General features: G+C 70.4%; 14 protein-coding genes. 4 read left to right on the top strand and 10 right to left on the bottom strand.

Going from position 1 to position 13,483, the window contains the following annotated elements; all coding sequences use genetic code 11:
• Window positions 1-4 precede the first annotated feature (4 nt).
• Both ACX1D1_RS12720 and ACX1D1_RS12725 read left to right on the top strand, forming a co-directional pair.
• Window positions 5-292, top strand: a complete 288-nt coding sequence (locus tag ACX1D1_RS12720; RefSeq protein WP_182799329.1) for a discoidin/SUN/FTP domain-containing protein — start codon at window positions 5-7, stop codon at window positions 290-292.
• A 31-nt stretch (window positions 293-323) separates the two neighbouring features.
• Window positions 324-872: a DinB family protein gene (locus tag ACX1D1_RS12725; RefSeq protein WP_459054791.1), complete on the top strand. Its 549-nt coding sequence runs from the start codon at window positions 324-326 to the stop codon at window positions 870-872.
• Window positions 873-1,193: 321 nt separating this feature from the next.
• Here ACX1D1_RS12725 and ACX1D1_RS12730 read toward each other — a convergent pair whose 3' ends face one another.
• The 10 genes from ACX1D1_RS12730 to purU form a co-directional block, all read right to left on the bottom strand.
• Window positions 1,194-2,603: a hypothetical protein gene (locus ACX1D1_RS12730; protein ID WP_459054792.1), complete on the bottom strand. Its 1,410-nt coding sequence runs from the start codon at window positions 2,601-2,603 to the stop codon at window positions 1,194-1,196.
• A 947-nt stretch (window positions 2,604-3,550) separates the two neighbouring features.
• Window positions 3,551-4,171: a response regulator gene (locus tag ACX1D1_RS12735; protein WP_182799326.1), complete on the bottom strand. Its 621-nt coding sequence runs from the start codon at window positions 4,169-4,171 to the stop codon at window positions 3,551-3,553.
• A complete protein-coding gene (locus ACX1D1_RS12740; protein WP_182784400.1) occupies window positions 4,168-5,361 on the bottom strand; it encodes a sensor histidine kinase in 1,194 nt (397 codons plus the stop codon). The genes ACX1D1_RS12735 and ACX1D1_RS12740 overlap by 4 nt, the downstream gene beginning before the upstream one ends.
• Complete coding sequence (locus ACX1D1_RS12745) at window positions 5,358-5,792, bottom strand: DUF2871 family protein (protein ID WP_182784402.1); 435 nt, start codon at window positions 5,790-5,792, stop codon at window positions 5,358-5,360. The genes ACX1D1_RS12740 and ACX1D1_RS12745 overlap by 4 nt, the downstream gene beginning before the upstream one ends.
• A gap of 70 nt (window positions 5,793-5,862) precedes the next feature.
• Window positions 5,863-6,471 carry a hypothetical protein gene (locus ACX1D1_RS12750; protein ID WP_182784404.1) on the bottom strand — a complete coding sequence of 203 codons (609 nt, stop codon included), beginning with the start codon at window positions 6,469-6,471 and terminating at the stop codon, window positions 5,863-5,865.
• Window positions 6,468-7,538 (bottom strand): adenosine deaminase, encoded by a 1,071-nt coding sequence (locus ACX1D1_RS12755; protein WP_459054793.1) that lies wholly within the window; start codon window positions 7,536-7,538, stop codon window positions 6,468-6,470. Before ACX1D1_RS12755 ends, ACX1D1_RS12750 begins: the two co-directional genes overlap by 4 nt.
• A gap of 15 nt (window positions 7,539-7,553) precedes the next feature.
• Window positions 7,554-7,985: a cytidine deaminase gene (locus tag ACX1D1_RS12760; protein WP_459054794.1), complete on the bottom strand. Its 432-nt coding sequence runs from the start codon at window positions 7,983-7,985 to the stop codon at window positions 7,554-7,556.
• Window positions 7,982-9,199 (bottom strand): phosphotransferase, encoded by a 1,218-nt coding sequence (locus ACX1D1_RS12765; RefSeq protein WP_459054795.1) that lies wholly within the window; start codon window positions 9,197-9,199, stop codon window positions 7,982-7,984. The genes ACX1D1_RS12760 and ACX1D1_RS12765 overlap by 4 nt, the downstream gene beginning before the upstream one ends.
• Window positions 9,192-10,511, bottom strand: a complete 1,320-nt coding sequence (locus tag ACX1D1_RS12770; protein WP_459054796.1) for a hemolysin family protein — start codon at window positions 10,509-10,511, stop codon at window positions 9,192-9,194. Before ACX1D1_RS12770 ends, ACX1D1_RS12765 begins: the two co-directional genes overlap by 8 nt.
• A 17-nt stretch (window positions 10,512-10,528) precedes the next feature.
• Entirely contained in the window at window positions 10,529-11,377 is an 849-nt protein-coding gene (purU, locus tag ACX1D1_RS12775; RefSeq protein WP_182784412.1) for a formyltetrahydrofolate deformylase, read from the bottom strand.
• 134 nt (window positions 11,378-11,511) lie between these two features.
• Between purU and ACX1D1_RS12780 the strand changes: the two genes are divergently transcribed.
• Both ACX1D1_RS12780 and ACX1D1_RS12785 read left to right on the top strand, forming a co-directional pair.
• Window positions 11,512-11,862, top strand: a complete 351-nt coding sequence (locus ACX1D1_RS12780) for a DUF485 domain-containing protein (RefSeq protein ID WP_182784414.1) — start codon at window positions 11,512-11,514, stop codon at window positions 11,860-11,862.
• Window positions 11,859-13,466 (top strand): monocarboxylic acid transporter, encoded by a 1,608-nt coding sequence (locus ACX1D1_RS12785; RefSeq protein WP_182784416.1) that lies wholly within the window; start codon window positions 11,859-11,861, stop codon window positions 13,464-13,466. Before ACX1D1_RS12780 ends, ACX1D1_RS12785 begins: the two co-directional genes overlap by 4 nt.
• Window positions 13,467-13,483 lie beyond the last annotated feature (17 nt).

Below are 13,483 nucleotides of genomic sequence, written 5' to 3' on the forward strand. Positions count from 1 at the left end.
CTCCTTGATTCGCTCACGACTCACCGTCACCCCGCGACAGTCCGGCAGCAACGGGCGGATCAGGGGCTACGAGGTGCTGGTCGGCGACGACCCGTCGAGCCTCGTCAGCGTCGCGGCGGGCACGCTGCCGAACTCATCAGATCCCTCCGTCATCCCCCTCACGGGGAGCGGCGACCTCGTCCGCCTCCGGGTGCTCAGCACCTACGGCGACCAGGCCGACCGCTGGGTCTCCACGGCCGAGTTGAGCGTCACGAGGCTGATCGCGGACAGCCGGCCAGGCACGCGCCGGTGAGTGAGCGGCGGGGTCAGTTAGGCTCGCCAACATGGTTGAGCCCCTGATCCCGCCGCACCCCACCGCCCCCGACACCAAGGACTGGACCTGGGTGACCGAGCGGCCATGCCCCGAGTGCGGCTTCGATCCGGCCGCTGTCAGCCCAGAGGCACTTCCCGGGCTGATCCTCGACGCCTCGGCCCGCTTCCAGAGGGCGCTGGAGGGGCGGGGCGCGGAGCGGCGGCCGCAGCCCACCACCTGGTCGCCCATCGAGTACGCCCGGCATGTCGCGGACGTGTGCGAGGTCATGACCACCCGTCTCAGCCTGATCCTCGCCAGCGACGGCGCGGGGGCCGAGTTCGAGGACTGGGACCAGGACCTCGCGGCCACCGAAGAGGAGTACTGGCTCTCCGATGCCAACGCCACCCGGGTCCTCGTGGGCGAGCGCGCCAAGGCCGCGGCGAAGGCGTGGGCCGAGCCCGAGGGCGAGCAGTGGGAGTGGACGGGGGTGCGCAGCAACGGGTCGCGGTTCACGGCGCTCTCTCTGGGCCGCTACTTCGCCCATGACCTCATTCACCACCTGCACGACGTCGGCGCCTGAGGGCCAGCTGTCATGGTGGTGAGTTCGTCGGGGGTCAAGGTCCGGGCGGAGGGGTCGTCCTAGTGTCGCTCCCTGAGCGCCTCCGGAGGCTCTCAAGGGACATCCCCCGCTGAGAAGCATGACCCGTCTCACACTTCCCAGAGGAGGGGCCGCCCGCGGAGCGTCGTGGCCCGTCTCGAAGCCAACCCGCCCCAGCCCGCCGGGTGAGGAGCCGCGCAGCGGCCTCGAAGCTAAGAAACGTGAGCTGACAAGGTCACCTTCTCACGGCTCCGCGGGAGAACCCTCTCCCTGAGCACTCGTTCGCAGCCTGACGGCGAGCTGTCAGGCGAGCATGCGGGTGCCGTTGGGGGTGACTTCGTAGCGGTAGCCCAGGGGGCTGGACCAGTGGAGCTGGCTTGGTCTGGGTTGGTCGGCGCGCCAGGTACGGGCGGTTTTCGCGCGGTGAACCGTGCGGCTGAGTGGGGCAAGGTTCCCGCTCCGGGTCTGCCCGCGGCAGCCGGATGCGAAGGGTTGGGTGTGGTCCAGGTCCAGGCCGTTGGCTCGCCGTTTGGAGTAGGGGAACATTTCGTGGTCCATGCTCAGCAGCAGGGCCTTCTTCAACCCGGCCGATGGGGCGTAGTGGTCTTCGGCGGGGATCTCGGGCAGATCGATCACAGGCTGCACCGTGACATCCACCCCCGGGAGCAGTTCGGCCAGCAGGGCGGTGGTGATGTGCCCGGCGCGGTCGATGCGGGCGGTGCCGGTGAGCTGGCCGAGGGCGTCGGCGTGAATGTGGACGGCCAGCTCCAGCTTGGGGCGGAGCTTGGCCAGTGGGGTGGTGATGGTGCCACACAACGCGCCGAGGCAGTGCGGATCATGACGCTGCCCACCGTCTACAGGCGCAGGCTCCGCAGGTCCGCCGCCGTAGCCGACTGACCCTGTGTCCGGGGCGTTGGCTGTGGTGGGGGCCGGGGCAGTGTCGAGGGCGACGGCGAGGCTGTCGTGGAGGGCGGGCTGCGCCGCGTGCTGGAGCAGGGCCAGGGCGTAGGCGGGGTTGGCGAGCACTCCGAGGGCTTTGGCGCGCAGGATCGTCTTCGATGTGTCGGGCTGCTCGACAGCCAGCAGGTCGGCGATGCGGTCGACGGCGGCATCCAGGTAGCGGGCGTCGAGCACGTCGAGTCGGCCGGTGAGGTTCATCACCCCCTCGTGCAATCCCCACAGGTGGACTCCGCGCGAGGCGCGCTGCCGCCGCTCACGCTCCGCCGCGCGGCTCTGATCCGCCTCGATGATCATCTTCTTCAACAGCGTGAACGCGGCCGTCCAACCCAACCCGTCCTGCCTACCCAACCACCGATCGGTGACGGCCTCGGCCGCGTCGGTGGGTAGCTCGCGGCACAGGTCGGCGGCCTTGCAGGCCCGCCCGGCCTCAATGCGGCCTTCCTGCGTGGCGGCATAAAGCCGGGGGTGGCGATGCTTCAGGTTCAGCGCGTCGGCAAGTTTGGAGGCGGCGACGATGGGTGGGCAGCGCAGCAGGCCGGCCAGTTCGAGGCCGAAGAACTCGGATACCGGCGGGGTCCCGATTCCCCCGACCACCACCCTGCGCTCGGCGAGCACCTCCAGCACCTGGTCGTAGTCCACGTCGTAGTGTTCCGCGAGGTCACACAGCAGGGTCAGGGTCTGGGCTTCGGCGAAGCGGCGCAGTTCGTCGGCGGAGCGCAACTGCTCCGCGATCTCGTGTGCCTTGTCCTTCATGGGTTCCACGCTATGTCCGACCTCTGACATTTTTGGCTCCCAGCAGGGGCGCCCGGCAGAAATTCTTCGAGAAGTTTTTCTGGGGGTTGCTGGGGGGTCGGCGCCCGTGGCGGGGCCTCGACGCGTCGGGGGCTCCGCCCTCGGTCGGCTCACCCAGCTGTCGGGTGAAGGGCCTCGACGACTCGGGAGAATTGGCTCGTCAGCTCGCGTTTCTTAGGCTTCGAGGCCGCTTCGCGGCACCTCAGCCAACGGGAAGGGCTCCAGCCCGCTTCGCGGCTCCTCAGCCAGCCGGGAGGGTCCCAGCCCGCTTCGCGGCACCTCAGCCAACCAGCGATGAAGGCCCTCGAGGCCCCCGGTTCGCGACCTTTCAGCGAACAGAGGTCTGATGGTTGCCAAGAGGGTGGGGGACGGCAGGGCGGCACTGCGCAGCGGTGCCCAACCCGACGATCACCCAGCTGGCATCCCGCCCAAGCAGACGCAACCCCAACGCCGCCCTGCCGGCCCGCACCCGGGACAGGACCACGCCACAGGGAGGACGAGTGCGGGGAGACGGGAGACGATGCCCGGGCGGCCTCAACCACCCGACCACAGTATGACCAGTGGCCACAGCAAGACCCTGGACAACGGCCGCATGGGCATCGACTCACGGCTCACCGCACCCGACAACGGGATCCGCGTGAAGGTGGCACTCACAACCCTTCGAGACGGGCTACGCCGCTCCGCGGGCAGCCCCCCTCAGGGAACGATGGAGACCGGCCACGCCGCTCCGCGGACGGCCCCCTCAGGGAACGATGGAGACCAGCCACGCCGCTCCGCGGACGGCCCCCTCAGGGAACGATGGAGACCGGCCACGCCGCTCCGCGGGCAGCCCCCCTCAGGGAACGATGGGAAGGGCGGCACCCAGGACGCGAGGGCACATGACCCCCGACGAACTACTGAGACGACCGCTAGCCCAGCAGCCCGTGGCGCCGAGCCGCCGCGACCGCGGCGGTGCGGGACTCCGCGCCCAGCTTGGCGTACGCGTGGACGAGGTGCGTCTTGACGGTCCCCTCGGAGATGAACAAGCGCTTGGCGATCCCCCTGTTGGTGACACCCTCCTCGACGAGGCGGAGGACGTCGAGCTCGCGGGCGCTCAGCGTCGGGACTCCCTGGGCCATGCGCTCCACCACCCGCCCCTCCATGTCCCGCGACAGCACCAGCCGCCCCGCGGCGGCGTCCTGGATCCCGGAGACGATGTCCTCAGGCTCCGCGTCCTTGAGCAGGTAGCCGGCCGCGCCGGCCAGCACCGCGCGCGCGATGTCGGAGTCGTTGTCGTAGGTGGTGAGGATGAGGACGGCCGGCCCGCCCTGCTGGGCCTGCAGCGCCGCCGTGACCCCCACCCCGTCGAGCCCGGGCCCCAGCCGCAGGTCGCACAGCACGACGTCCGGGTGGGTCTCTGAGGCGAGCATCAGCGCCTCCTCGCCTGAGGCGGCGGCGCCCACCACCTCGACGCCGTCGGCCCCATCGAGCAGGGCGCGCAGCCCCGAGCGCACCACGGGGTGGTCATCGACGATCAGCACGCGGGTCACCGCGACACCTCGGCTGCCGGAATCAGCGGGAGCCGCAGCGCCACCGCGGTGCCGCCAGCATCTGACTCCACCTCGACGCCACCCCCGAGCTCGGTGAACCTCTCACGCAGTGCACGCAGCCCGTACCCGCCCAGGGGGCCTGCGACGACGGGGCGCGCCGGGTCGAACCCGACCCCGTCGTCGACGATGTCCAGGTGCACCTCGTCACCGGCGCGGGCCAGCTCGACGTTGATCCGCCCGGCCCCGGAATGGAGCCTCACGTTGGACAGCGCGCCCTGCGCGCCGCGCAGCAAGGCCACCTCGATGGGCGTGGCCAGCCTGGGCAGGTCGGGATCGACGGTGACCGCCCACTCGGCTCCCAGAGCCCCCGCCACGTCAGCGGTGAGGCGCCCCAGGGGCGCCGCCAGGCCTCCCGCCCCTGGCGCTTCGGGCGCCAATGCCATGACGACGCGGCGCGACTCCGCCAGGTTCGCGGCAGCGGTGGCCTCGATCTGCCCCAGCAGGTGGGCAGCAGCGGCGGGATCCACCGCCCGAGTGGCCGCGCGTGCCAGCAGCACGATGGAGGAGAAGCCCTGGGCCAGGGTGTCGTGGATGTCGTGGGCGAGGCGCTGCCGCTCGGCGAGTACCCCAGCCTCGCGCTGCAACCTGGCAGTCTCGTCCTCAGCCCGGAGCACCTCCGCCAACAGCCGTCGGTGCTCGGAGGCCTCGTGTTCGAACAGGAGCACCCCTCGGGCAACGCCCACCGCCACCAGTGCCCCCACCAGCGGTCCCAGGACTCCGCCCACGCTGTGCCCCTCGGCCATCGCCAGCACCGTGACGACGACGGCCAGCGTCACCGCGGTCAGCAACAGTGCGGCGAGGAGGGGCAACACCGAGCCGACCAGCAGCCACAGCGGGAAGACCACCCAGAGGAAGTCCCGCGACAGCACCATCGACGTGACCGAGCCGAGGAACAACACACCCACCCACACCGAGCGCCCGAGGATGCCGAGCCGCGGCTGGAGTGAGAGCCCCGCGACGAAGGCCACCAGCATCATGCCCGCCAGGGCCAGCACCGGCCAGCCGGCTCCCTCGATCCAGGCCAGCGCGGTGGCCACCACCAGCAGCCCCACGAAGAGGAGCGCCTGCCCCAGCCTCAGCCACCAGGCCGCCGAGAACCGCGGGGGGTGGTCGGCCGTCGTCGTCGTCACGCCCCCACGTTAGCGGTGGCCGGGGCGGCGGTCAGTGCCCGGCGCAGGATGACGAACAGGTAGACGAAGGTCCCGCTGAGCACCATGTGGCCGAGTCCGGCGATGCCCGCCCACATCGGCGAGGTCGCGATGGGGATCTCGAGGACCTGCAGCGTCCCCTTGACGATCATGGCCCCGAACGTGAGCCCGAGGCCCACGTTCCACAGCACCGTGAACAGCGTCGTGGCCTTGTCCCCCAGGGCGAAGCTCTTCGCCAGGGCCAGCACCACAAGGAGCATCAACGTGCCCAGCGCCAGCGCGTGGGTGTGGGCGGTGGCGAGCTGGGTGTGGCCGGTGAAGTCGTTGAGCTTGGTCATTTCGCGCCAGTACAGGCCGGAGGCGAGGCCCAGAGCCGTCCAGGTGGCGGCGGAGAAGAAGAGTCTGTTCAGCATGGCTCCGATGCTGCCCGCAGAACCACTCCCCCGTCGCCCGCCCGCTATCCACCGTCCGGTGGACCCACTCTCACGGGCGGGTGAGGATGACGGCGCGGTAGCGCTCGACGAAGCCGGCCGCAGCCGCGGCCTCGAGCCCCGCCAGGTCACCGATGTGGACCTCCAGCGCCCAGCCCCTCGTCAGCGGCACCGCCCCGGCCAGCGACGAGGAGGGACCGTCTGCGGTGAGGATCGCGAAGCCGCCGCAGATGCTCAGGCCGAGCGCCGTGAGCGCCTCCGTCGAGCCGCGCAGAGTCCGGACCGGGGCGGATCCACCGATCCACGCCTCCGCGGCCTGCAGCGCGTCGTCGAGGGCAGCGCCAGGGTCGCCGACGGCCAGGACACCGTGGCCGCTCACCCGCCAGCCGCCGAGCCGCGCGCGGCGGACTCCGGGCCGGGCCTGCTCCAGCGCCCGCTCAAGGTCCTCGGGCCGCGACACCGGCAGCACGCTGCGCTCGGGCACGCGGCGCACCCCAGCCGCCTCCGCTCGAGGCACCCACACCGCGGGACGGTCCTCCGGCAGCAGCACATACCACTGCTCGTTGGCCGCCACCAGGTGGCCGACGACGTCCCGGGCCGTCCCGCCGCTGACCCAGCGCAGGCTGAGCCGCGGCGCCCCGGCAGGAGGTTCGAGGATCACTGCGCCGCGGCGTAGGCCGGGGCGATGACGTGCGCGATGATCCGCTCGCGCTGGTCGTGGGGAAGGAACGCGGCGCGCATCGCGTTGACGGTGACGCGCTCCACGTCGATGAGGGTCCAGCCGAAGGCCTCGCTGAGCAGCGCGAACTCCCGCGACATCGTCGTGGCGCTCATCAGCCGGTTGTCGCAGTTGACGGTCACGTTGAACCCCAGCCGGTGCAGCATGTCCACGGGGTGGCTCGCCATCGTCTGGGCGACCCCGGTCTGCAGGTTCGACGACGGGGACACCTCCAGCGCGATGCGTGCGTCGCGGACGTAGTTGGCGAGCCGGCCGAGGAGCGCCCCGTCGTCCGTGGCGTCGATGTCGTCGGCGATCCGCACACCGTGCCCGAGGCGGGACGCGCCGCACACCTGCACCGCCTCCCAGATCGACGGCAGTCCGAACGCCTCACCCGCGTGGATGGTGAAGAACATGTTGTTGTGCTTGAGGTGGCGGAACGCGTCGACGAATCGCGACGGGGGAAAGCCGTCCTCGGCCCCCGCGATGTCGAAGCCGCAGACGGAGTCGTCGCGGTAGGCCAGCGCCAGCTCCGCGACGTCGGTGGAGGGCTCGGAGTGCCTCATCGAGGTGAGGATCTGCTGGGCGACGATGAGCCGCCCGGCGGCGGCCGCGACGGCCATGCCGGAGGCCAGACCGTCGCGGACCGCCTCGACGATGGCCTCGAGGGTGAGGCCCTGGCGCTGATGCTGTCGGGGAGCGTAGCGCGCCTCCGCGTAGACGACGCCGTCGGCGGCCTGGTCCACGACGAACTCGTGGGCCACGCGGCTCAGCTGTTCGGCAGTCTGCATCGCGGCGACGGTGTGCTCGAACGTTTCGAGGTAGCGCTCCAGGGAGCCGGAGTCCGCGGCCTCGAAGAACCAGTGGCGCAGCTCGTCCGGGTCCGTGGCGGGCAGCTCGTGGCCGTTCTCAGCGCAGTGCTCGATCACGGTCTCCGGGCGCAGACCGCCGTCGAGATGGTCGTGGAGGGCCACCTTGGGCAACGCCCTCAGGTCATCGATGGTGAGCATGCGCCAACGCTACCGTCAGGGGGCAGGTGGGGCGATCGCGTCGAGGTCGTCCGGGCCGAACGCCTGCGGGAGCAGGTCCGCCAGGGTCAGGACCCCGGCCGGGGTCTCCATGAGCAGCCCGCGCCCGCCGTGCTCGAAGAGCAGCTGCCGGCAGCGGCCGCACGGCGTGATGACGTCGCCCTCGCCGTTGACGCAGGTGAACGCCACGAGCCGGCCACCGCCGCCCGCCACGAGGTCTGAGATCAGCCCGCACTCGGCGCACAGGGTGACCCCGTAGGCCGCGTTCTCCACGTTGCAGCCGCTGATGGTGCGCCCATCGTCCACGAGCGCCGCGGCCCCCACCCGATACTTCGAGTAGGGCGCGTAGGCCCGCCCCGCGACATCGACGGCCACTGCCCGGAGCCGATCCCAGTCGACCTGCTGCACAGCTGCCACAACATGACTCATTCTCGGACCACCTGCCGCACCAACGCGCCGGCGGACCGCACCATCGCCACGGTCTGTTGCCGCCAGTCCACGTCCTGACTGCGGTAAGGGCCCGTGGCCAGCGAGATGACAACGGCCGCTGCACGTAGCCGCAGCTCCACCGGGTCCACCCGCCGGTCGAACACCGGCACCCACCTGGCCAGAAGGTCTCTGACCTTGTCCGCCTGGGCCGGGTTCATCCGCTGGATGGTGGACAGGTGCCCGATCAGGCAGGCCAGGTCGTCGGCGCGCCGTCCGGGACCGATGGTGTCCACATCGAGCAGGCCCACCACCCGTCCGTCGGCCACCCGGATCTGGCCCTCGTGAAAGTCACCGTGCGTGGGCTCGTCCCCTGGGGTGAACCCCGCCAGGCCGGAGGTGATTCTCGCAACCAGCGCACCCAGCTCCTCGCCCAGCTCGGGCAGTGTGGCCGACACCATGGCGGAGTAGTGCGCCACGGCGTCCGCCCACGGCGCCCGGCGCTCCAGCGAGGCCACCGAGGCGGGCATCGCATCGAGCAGGTCGATCAGCTGTTCGGGGCCGCAGGGGTCTCCCGGGGTGAACAGGGCGCTGGCGAGGGCGGTTCCAGGGAGTTCCCGCAGGATGAGGAGGTGATCGGGTGTGGCCAGCGCCACCTCCGGGGCCGGGACCCCCGCCCTGCGGAGCATGAGGTGCTTGGCGTGGACGTCTGCGAACACCCGCTCCCGCAGCACCTTGACGTAGAACACTTGGGGCGGGTCCGCGACACTCACCTTCACCACGGCGCGCCGCCGGGGACGATAGCCCACCATGGCCAGCGTCAGCTGATCAGCGGCCACCGGGTGGGCCAGCACACCGCCCACGTTGAGCGTCTCGGCCATCCGCTCCGGGAAGGCGGCCCGTGGCAGCCCCGGCAGGTCCGGATCGTCGGGGTACAGCCACACCGCGACCCTGCGGCGCCCGTCGTCGAAGATCTCGGCCCGCGCGTCCGAGGGGAGCAGCTCCCCTGTCCGGGCGCTCACGCCCAGCAGCTCCGTGCGCTCCCCGTGCGGCCACGCCACCGTGGCGAGGTAGGTGGCGGTCGTGGAGTGCTCCGGGGCGGCGTCGACGTGCTCGATCGCCCAGGTGAGAAGCCGGCCGCCCTGGTGCTCGACGGCGGCGCGCAGCAGCGGCTCGACGCCCGGGCCGGTGAGCAGGCCGAGCCCGTCGTCAGGCATCCGTGTCGTCCTCCGGCAGCGTGTCGCGCCGGATGGAGAACCAGGCGGCGCGCCGGCCGTCCATCTGGGTGGCCTCCAGCGTGAACCAGCCACGGGGACCGTCGACGTCATGGTCCGGGCTGAGCGCCACGGTGGCCCTCGCCCCGAGGTGGGGCAGCTCGCCCAGCTCGGCCATGAAGAAGCCGGCCACCGTGTCGTAGGGCCCCTCGGGAATCACGTAGCCGGTCAGTTCGGCGAACTCCTCGATGGTGGTGAGGCCGTCCACCTCGTCGATCTGGCGGGGCACCGAGGATGACGGGAGGTCGTACTCGTCGGTGATGTCGCCGATCAGCTCCTCCATCAGGTCCTCGAGCGTGACGATGCCTGCGGTGCCGCCGTACTCGTCGCGGACGATGGCGAGGTGGGAGCGGGCTGCGCGCATCGCGGTGAGCGCCCGGAGGATCTTGACGGTCTCCGGGAGGAACAGCACCTCGCGCGCGATGCTGCCGACGTCGCTGTCGCGGGCGGTGCCCTCGATGTCCATCAGGTCACGCACGTGGATGAAGCCGACGATCCGGTCCGGGGACCCCTCGGTGACCGGATAGCGGGAGTGGGGCGCGCCCCGGACCTCACGGTAGGCCAACCCGATCGGCATGTCCGCGGGCAGGAAGTCGACCTCGGTGCGGGGCACCATGACCTCGCGCAGGGAGCGTTCGCCGGCGTCGAAGACCTCGTCGACGATGCGCCGCTCCTCCTTGCCGAGCGTGGAGGACCCCACCACCATGGCACGCAGCTCTTCGTCGGTGACGGCGTTGCGGGAGAGCGTCGGGTCGCCCCCGAGGATGCGCACGAGCGCATCGGTGGAGACACCGAGGAACCAAATGAGTGGCCGGGTCAGCGTCGCGATTCCGGAGACCAGCGGCGCCAGGGCGAGCGCGAAACTCTCGGCGCGCTGCATGGCCAGCCGCTTGGCGGTCAGCTCACCCACCACGATCGAGAAGTAGGAGATGACCACCGTGACCAGGACCAGCGAGAGCGTGCCCGAGATGGGCTCGGCCAGGCCCCTCGACTGAAGCTCGGTGGACAGCGCCTCGGCGATGGTGGCGCCGCCGAAGGCGGCCGACAGGAAGCCAGACAGCGTCACGCCGATCTGGACCGAGGACAGGAACCGGTTGGGATTGCCGGTCAGGCGCTCGATGGCACGGCCGCGCTTCCCCTTGCCGGCAAGCTGCTTGACCTGGCTCTCGCGCAGCGTGATGAGCGCCATCTCGGCGGCGGCGAAGGTGCCGCCGATGATGATGAACAGGGAGATCAGGGCGATGTCGGTCAGCACGAGGCTGGGCTCCTCAGTCAGCGGAAGATGACGGTGCGGTCACCGTCGGCGAGGACGCGATGCTCGGCGACGAGGCGCACGGCCTCGGCCAGGGTCTGCGACTCCTGGGCCTGGCCTTTGCGGACCAGCTTCGCCACGTCCATGGTGTGATCCACGCGCACCACGTTCTGCTCGATGATGGGGCCCTCATCCAGGTCTCCGGTGACGAAGTGCGCGGTGGCGCCGATCAGCTTCACACCGCGGGTGTGCGCCTGGCGGTAGGGGTTGGCGCCCTTGAACCCGGGCAGGAACGAGTGGTGGATGTTGATGGCCCGGCCGGCGAGAAACTCGCAGAGTTCGGGGCTGAGGATCTGCATGTAGCGCGCCAGGACCACCAGCTCGATGCCCTCCTGCTCGACGCGCCGGCGCACCTCAGCCTCGAACTCGGGCTTGGTCTCGGCGGTCACAGCCCGGTGCGTGAACGGGACGCCGAAGAACTCGGCCATGGGTGCCAGGACGTCATGGTTGGCCATGATCCCCACCACGTCGATGGGGAGGTCACCCGCACGCCACCGGAAAAGCAGGTCGTTGACCACGTGGCCGGCCTTCGACGCCAGGATCAGAGTCCGCACGGGGCGGGCCACGTCATCGACGCGGAACCGCGCATCCAGGTCCGCGGCCGCCGCACCCACGGCCGCCGCCAGGGACTCCGGCTCGGCGCCGTGGACCTCGATCCGCGTGAAGAAGTGGCCGGTGTCGGGCGAGGAGAACTGCTGCAGCTCGGTGATGTTGCCATGCGCTGCGACGATGCCGCCGGTGATCGCGTGCACGATCCCCGGCCGGTCGGGGCAGTCGAGCGTAACGACGAGCTGATGCATGGGCGCCATGCTAGCGGGTCACCATCAGCCAGTGATTTTGGGCGATGACGCACCTGGACCGTGAACTTGTTACTCTGCGATCGCGCAACGACGCGCGGCTCAACCTGATGCAACGACGCACAGCCCAGAGGAGACGCCCATCCATGCATGACAGCAGCCCCGACGTGCCTACCGGTGAGATCCCGGCCGAAGACTTCCACCGAGTCCAGCAGTCGCCGGAGTTCGCCCACCTGAAGCGGACGTTCCGGTCCTTCGCCTTCCCGATGACCGCAGTGTTCCTGCTGTGGTATTTCGCCTACGTCCTCGGCTCCATCTTCGCCAAGGACCTGATGATGACCAGCGTGGCCGGCAACCTCACCGTCGGCATCCTGTTCGGCCTCGGCCAGTTCGTCAGCACGTTCCTGATCACCTGGCTCTACATCCGCCACTCGGTGAAGAACGTGGACCCGCTGGCGAGGGCCCTGCGTGAGGATCTGGAGGCGAGCGCGCGATGACACTCCTCGAGACTGAGCAGCTCGGCAACCCGATCATCAACATCGCCATCTTCGCCGCCTTCGTCGTTTTCACCATGGCCGTGGTGATCCGCGTCACCCGCGGCGGCAAGAAGAAGGCCGGAGACTTCTACACCGGCGGCGCCCAGTTCGACGGCCGCCAGAACGGCTTCGCCATCGCCGGCGACTACCTCTCGGCCGCCTCGTTCCTCGGCATCGTCGGGGCGGTGGCCCTCTACGGCTACGACGGACTGCTCTACTCCGTCGGCTTCCTGGTGGCGTGGCTCGTTGCCCTCCTTCTGGTGGCCGAGCCGCTGCGCAACACCGGCAAGTACACGATGGCCGACGTGCTGAGCTTCCGCATGCGGCAGAAGCCGGTGCGTCTGGCCGCCGCCACCTCGACCCTGGCGGTGTCCTTCTTCTACCTGCTCGCGCAGATGGCCGGCGCGGGCGCGCTGGTGTCGCTGCTCCTGGGCATCGCCTCGCCGCTCGGCCAGAACATCGTCATCGCCATCGTGGGTCTGCTCATGGTGGGCTACGTGCTGATCGGCGGGATGAAGGGCACCACCTGGGTGCAGATGATCAAGGCCGTGCTGCTGATCCTGGGCGCCGGGGCGATGACCATCTGGGTGCTGGCCTTCGCAGGGTTCAACCTGTCGACGCTCCTGGGCGAGGCGATTGCCACGTCCGCGGCCGACGGGTCCACTGTGGACCTGCTCGCGCCGATGCAGCGCTACAAGGACCCCTGGGCGCTGATCTCGATGGGCCTGGCCCTGGTGCTGGGCGCCTCGGGCCTCCCGCACGTGCTGATGCGCTTCTACACGGTGCCCACCGCCAAGGAGGCGCGCCGCTCGGTGACCTGGGCCATCGGCCTCATCGGCGCCTTCTACCTGTTCACCATGGTGCTCGGCTACGGGGCCGCGTGGCTCGTCGGGCCCAAGGCCATCTCGGAGATGCCCGGCGGGGCGAACGCAGCCGCACCCGCGCTCGCCTACGAGCTCGGCGGCACCGTGCTGATGGCCGTCATCGCAGGTGTGGCGTTCGCCACCATCCTGGCGGTGGTGGCAGGCCTCACCATCACGGCGTCGGCGTCCTTCGCGCACGACATCTACAACTCGGTCCTCAAGGACGGCAAGGCGGACCCGGCCAAGGAGGTGCGGGTCGCCCGTATCACGTCGGTGACCATCGGTTTGGTGGCCATCGTCGGCGGCATCGTCGCCAACGGTCAGAACGTGGCCTTCCTCGTTGCGCTGGCGTTCGCGGTGGCAGCCTCGGCCAATCTGCCCTCGATCCTGTACTCGCTGTACTGGAAGCGGTTCTCCACGGCCGGTGCCGTCTGGTCGATCTTCGGCGGCCTCATCACCGCGGTGACGCTGATCGTCTTCTCCCCCGCCGTGTCGGGCCTGCCCACGTCGATGTTCCCGAACGCCGACTTCGCCTGGTTCCCCATCGACAGCCCGGCCATCGTGTCGGTCCCAGTGGGCTTCTTCCTCGGCTGGCTCGGCTCCGTGATCAAGCCCGACGGCCCGGAGGTGGCCGACCGTGCTGCCGAGATGGAGGTGCGCTCCATGACCGGAGCGGGCGCCGAGGGCGCGATCGACCACTGATCCCCCCTCTCACGACA

The sequence above is a fragment of the Tessaracoccus luoxuelianae genome (genome assembly GCF_054483915.1).

What these genes read in the sequence shown, in the direction of transcription:
- ACX1D1_RS12765 (WP_459054795.1), bottom strand. Translation starts at nt 9,199, where the DNA reads ATGCCTGACGACGGGCTCGGCCTGCTCACCGGCCCGGGCGTCGAGCCG.
- ACX1D1_RS12745 (WP_182784402.1), bottom strand. Translation starts at nt 5,792, where the DNA reads ATGCTGAACAGACTCTTCTTCTCCGCCGCCACCTGGACGGCTCTGGGC.
- ACX1D1_RS12725 (WP_459054791.1), top strand. Translation starts at nt 324, where the DNA reads ATGGTTGAGCCCCTGATCCCGCCGCACCCCACCGCCCCCGACACCAAG.
- ACX1D1_RS12730 (WP_459054792.1), bottom strand. Translation starts at nt 2,603, where the DNA reads ATGAAGGACAAGGCACACGAGATCGCGGAGCAGTTGCGCTCCGCCGAC.
- ACX1D1_RS12785 (WP_182784416.1), top strand. Translation starts at nt 11,859, where the DNA reads ATGACACTCCTCGAGACTGAGCAGCTCGGCAACCCGATCATCAACATC.
- purU (WP_182784412.1), bottom strand. Translation starts at nt 11,377, where the DNA reads ATGGCGCCCATGCATCAGCTCGTCGTTACGCTCGACTGCCCCGACCGG.
- ACX1D1_RS12780 (WP_182784414.1), top strand. Translation starts at nt 11,512, where the DNA reads ATGCATGACAGCAGCCCCGACGTGCCTACCGGTGAGATCCCGGCCGAA.
- ACX1D1_RS12755 (WP_459054793.1), bottom strand. Translation starts at nt 7,538, where the DNA reads ATGCTCACCATCGATGACCTGAGGGCGTTGCCCAAGGTGGCCCTCCAC.
- ACX1D1_RS12760 (WP_459054794.1), bottom strand. Translation starts at nt 7,985, where the DNA reads ATGAGTCATGTTGTGGCAGCTGTGCAGCAGGTCGACTGGGATCGGCTC.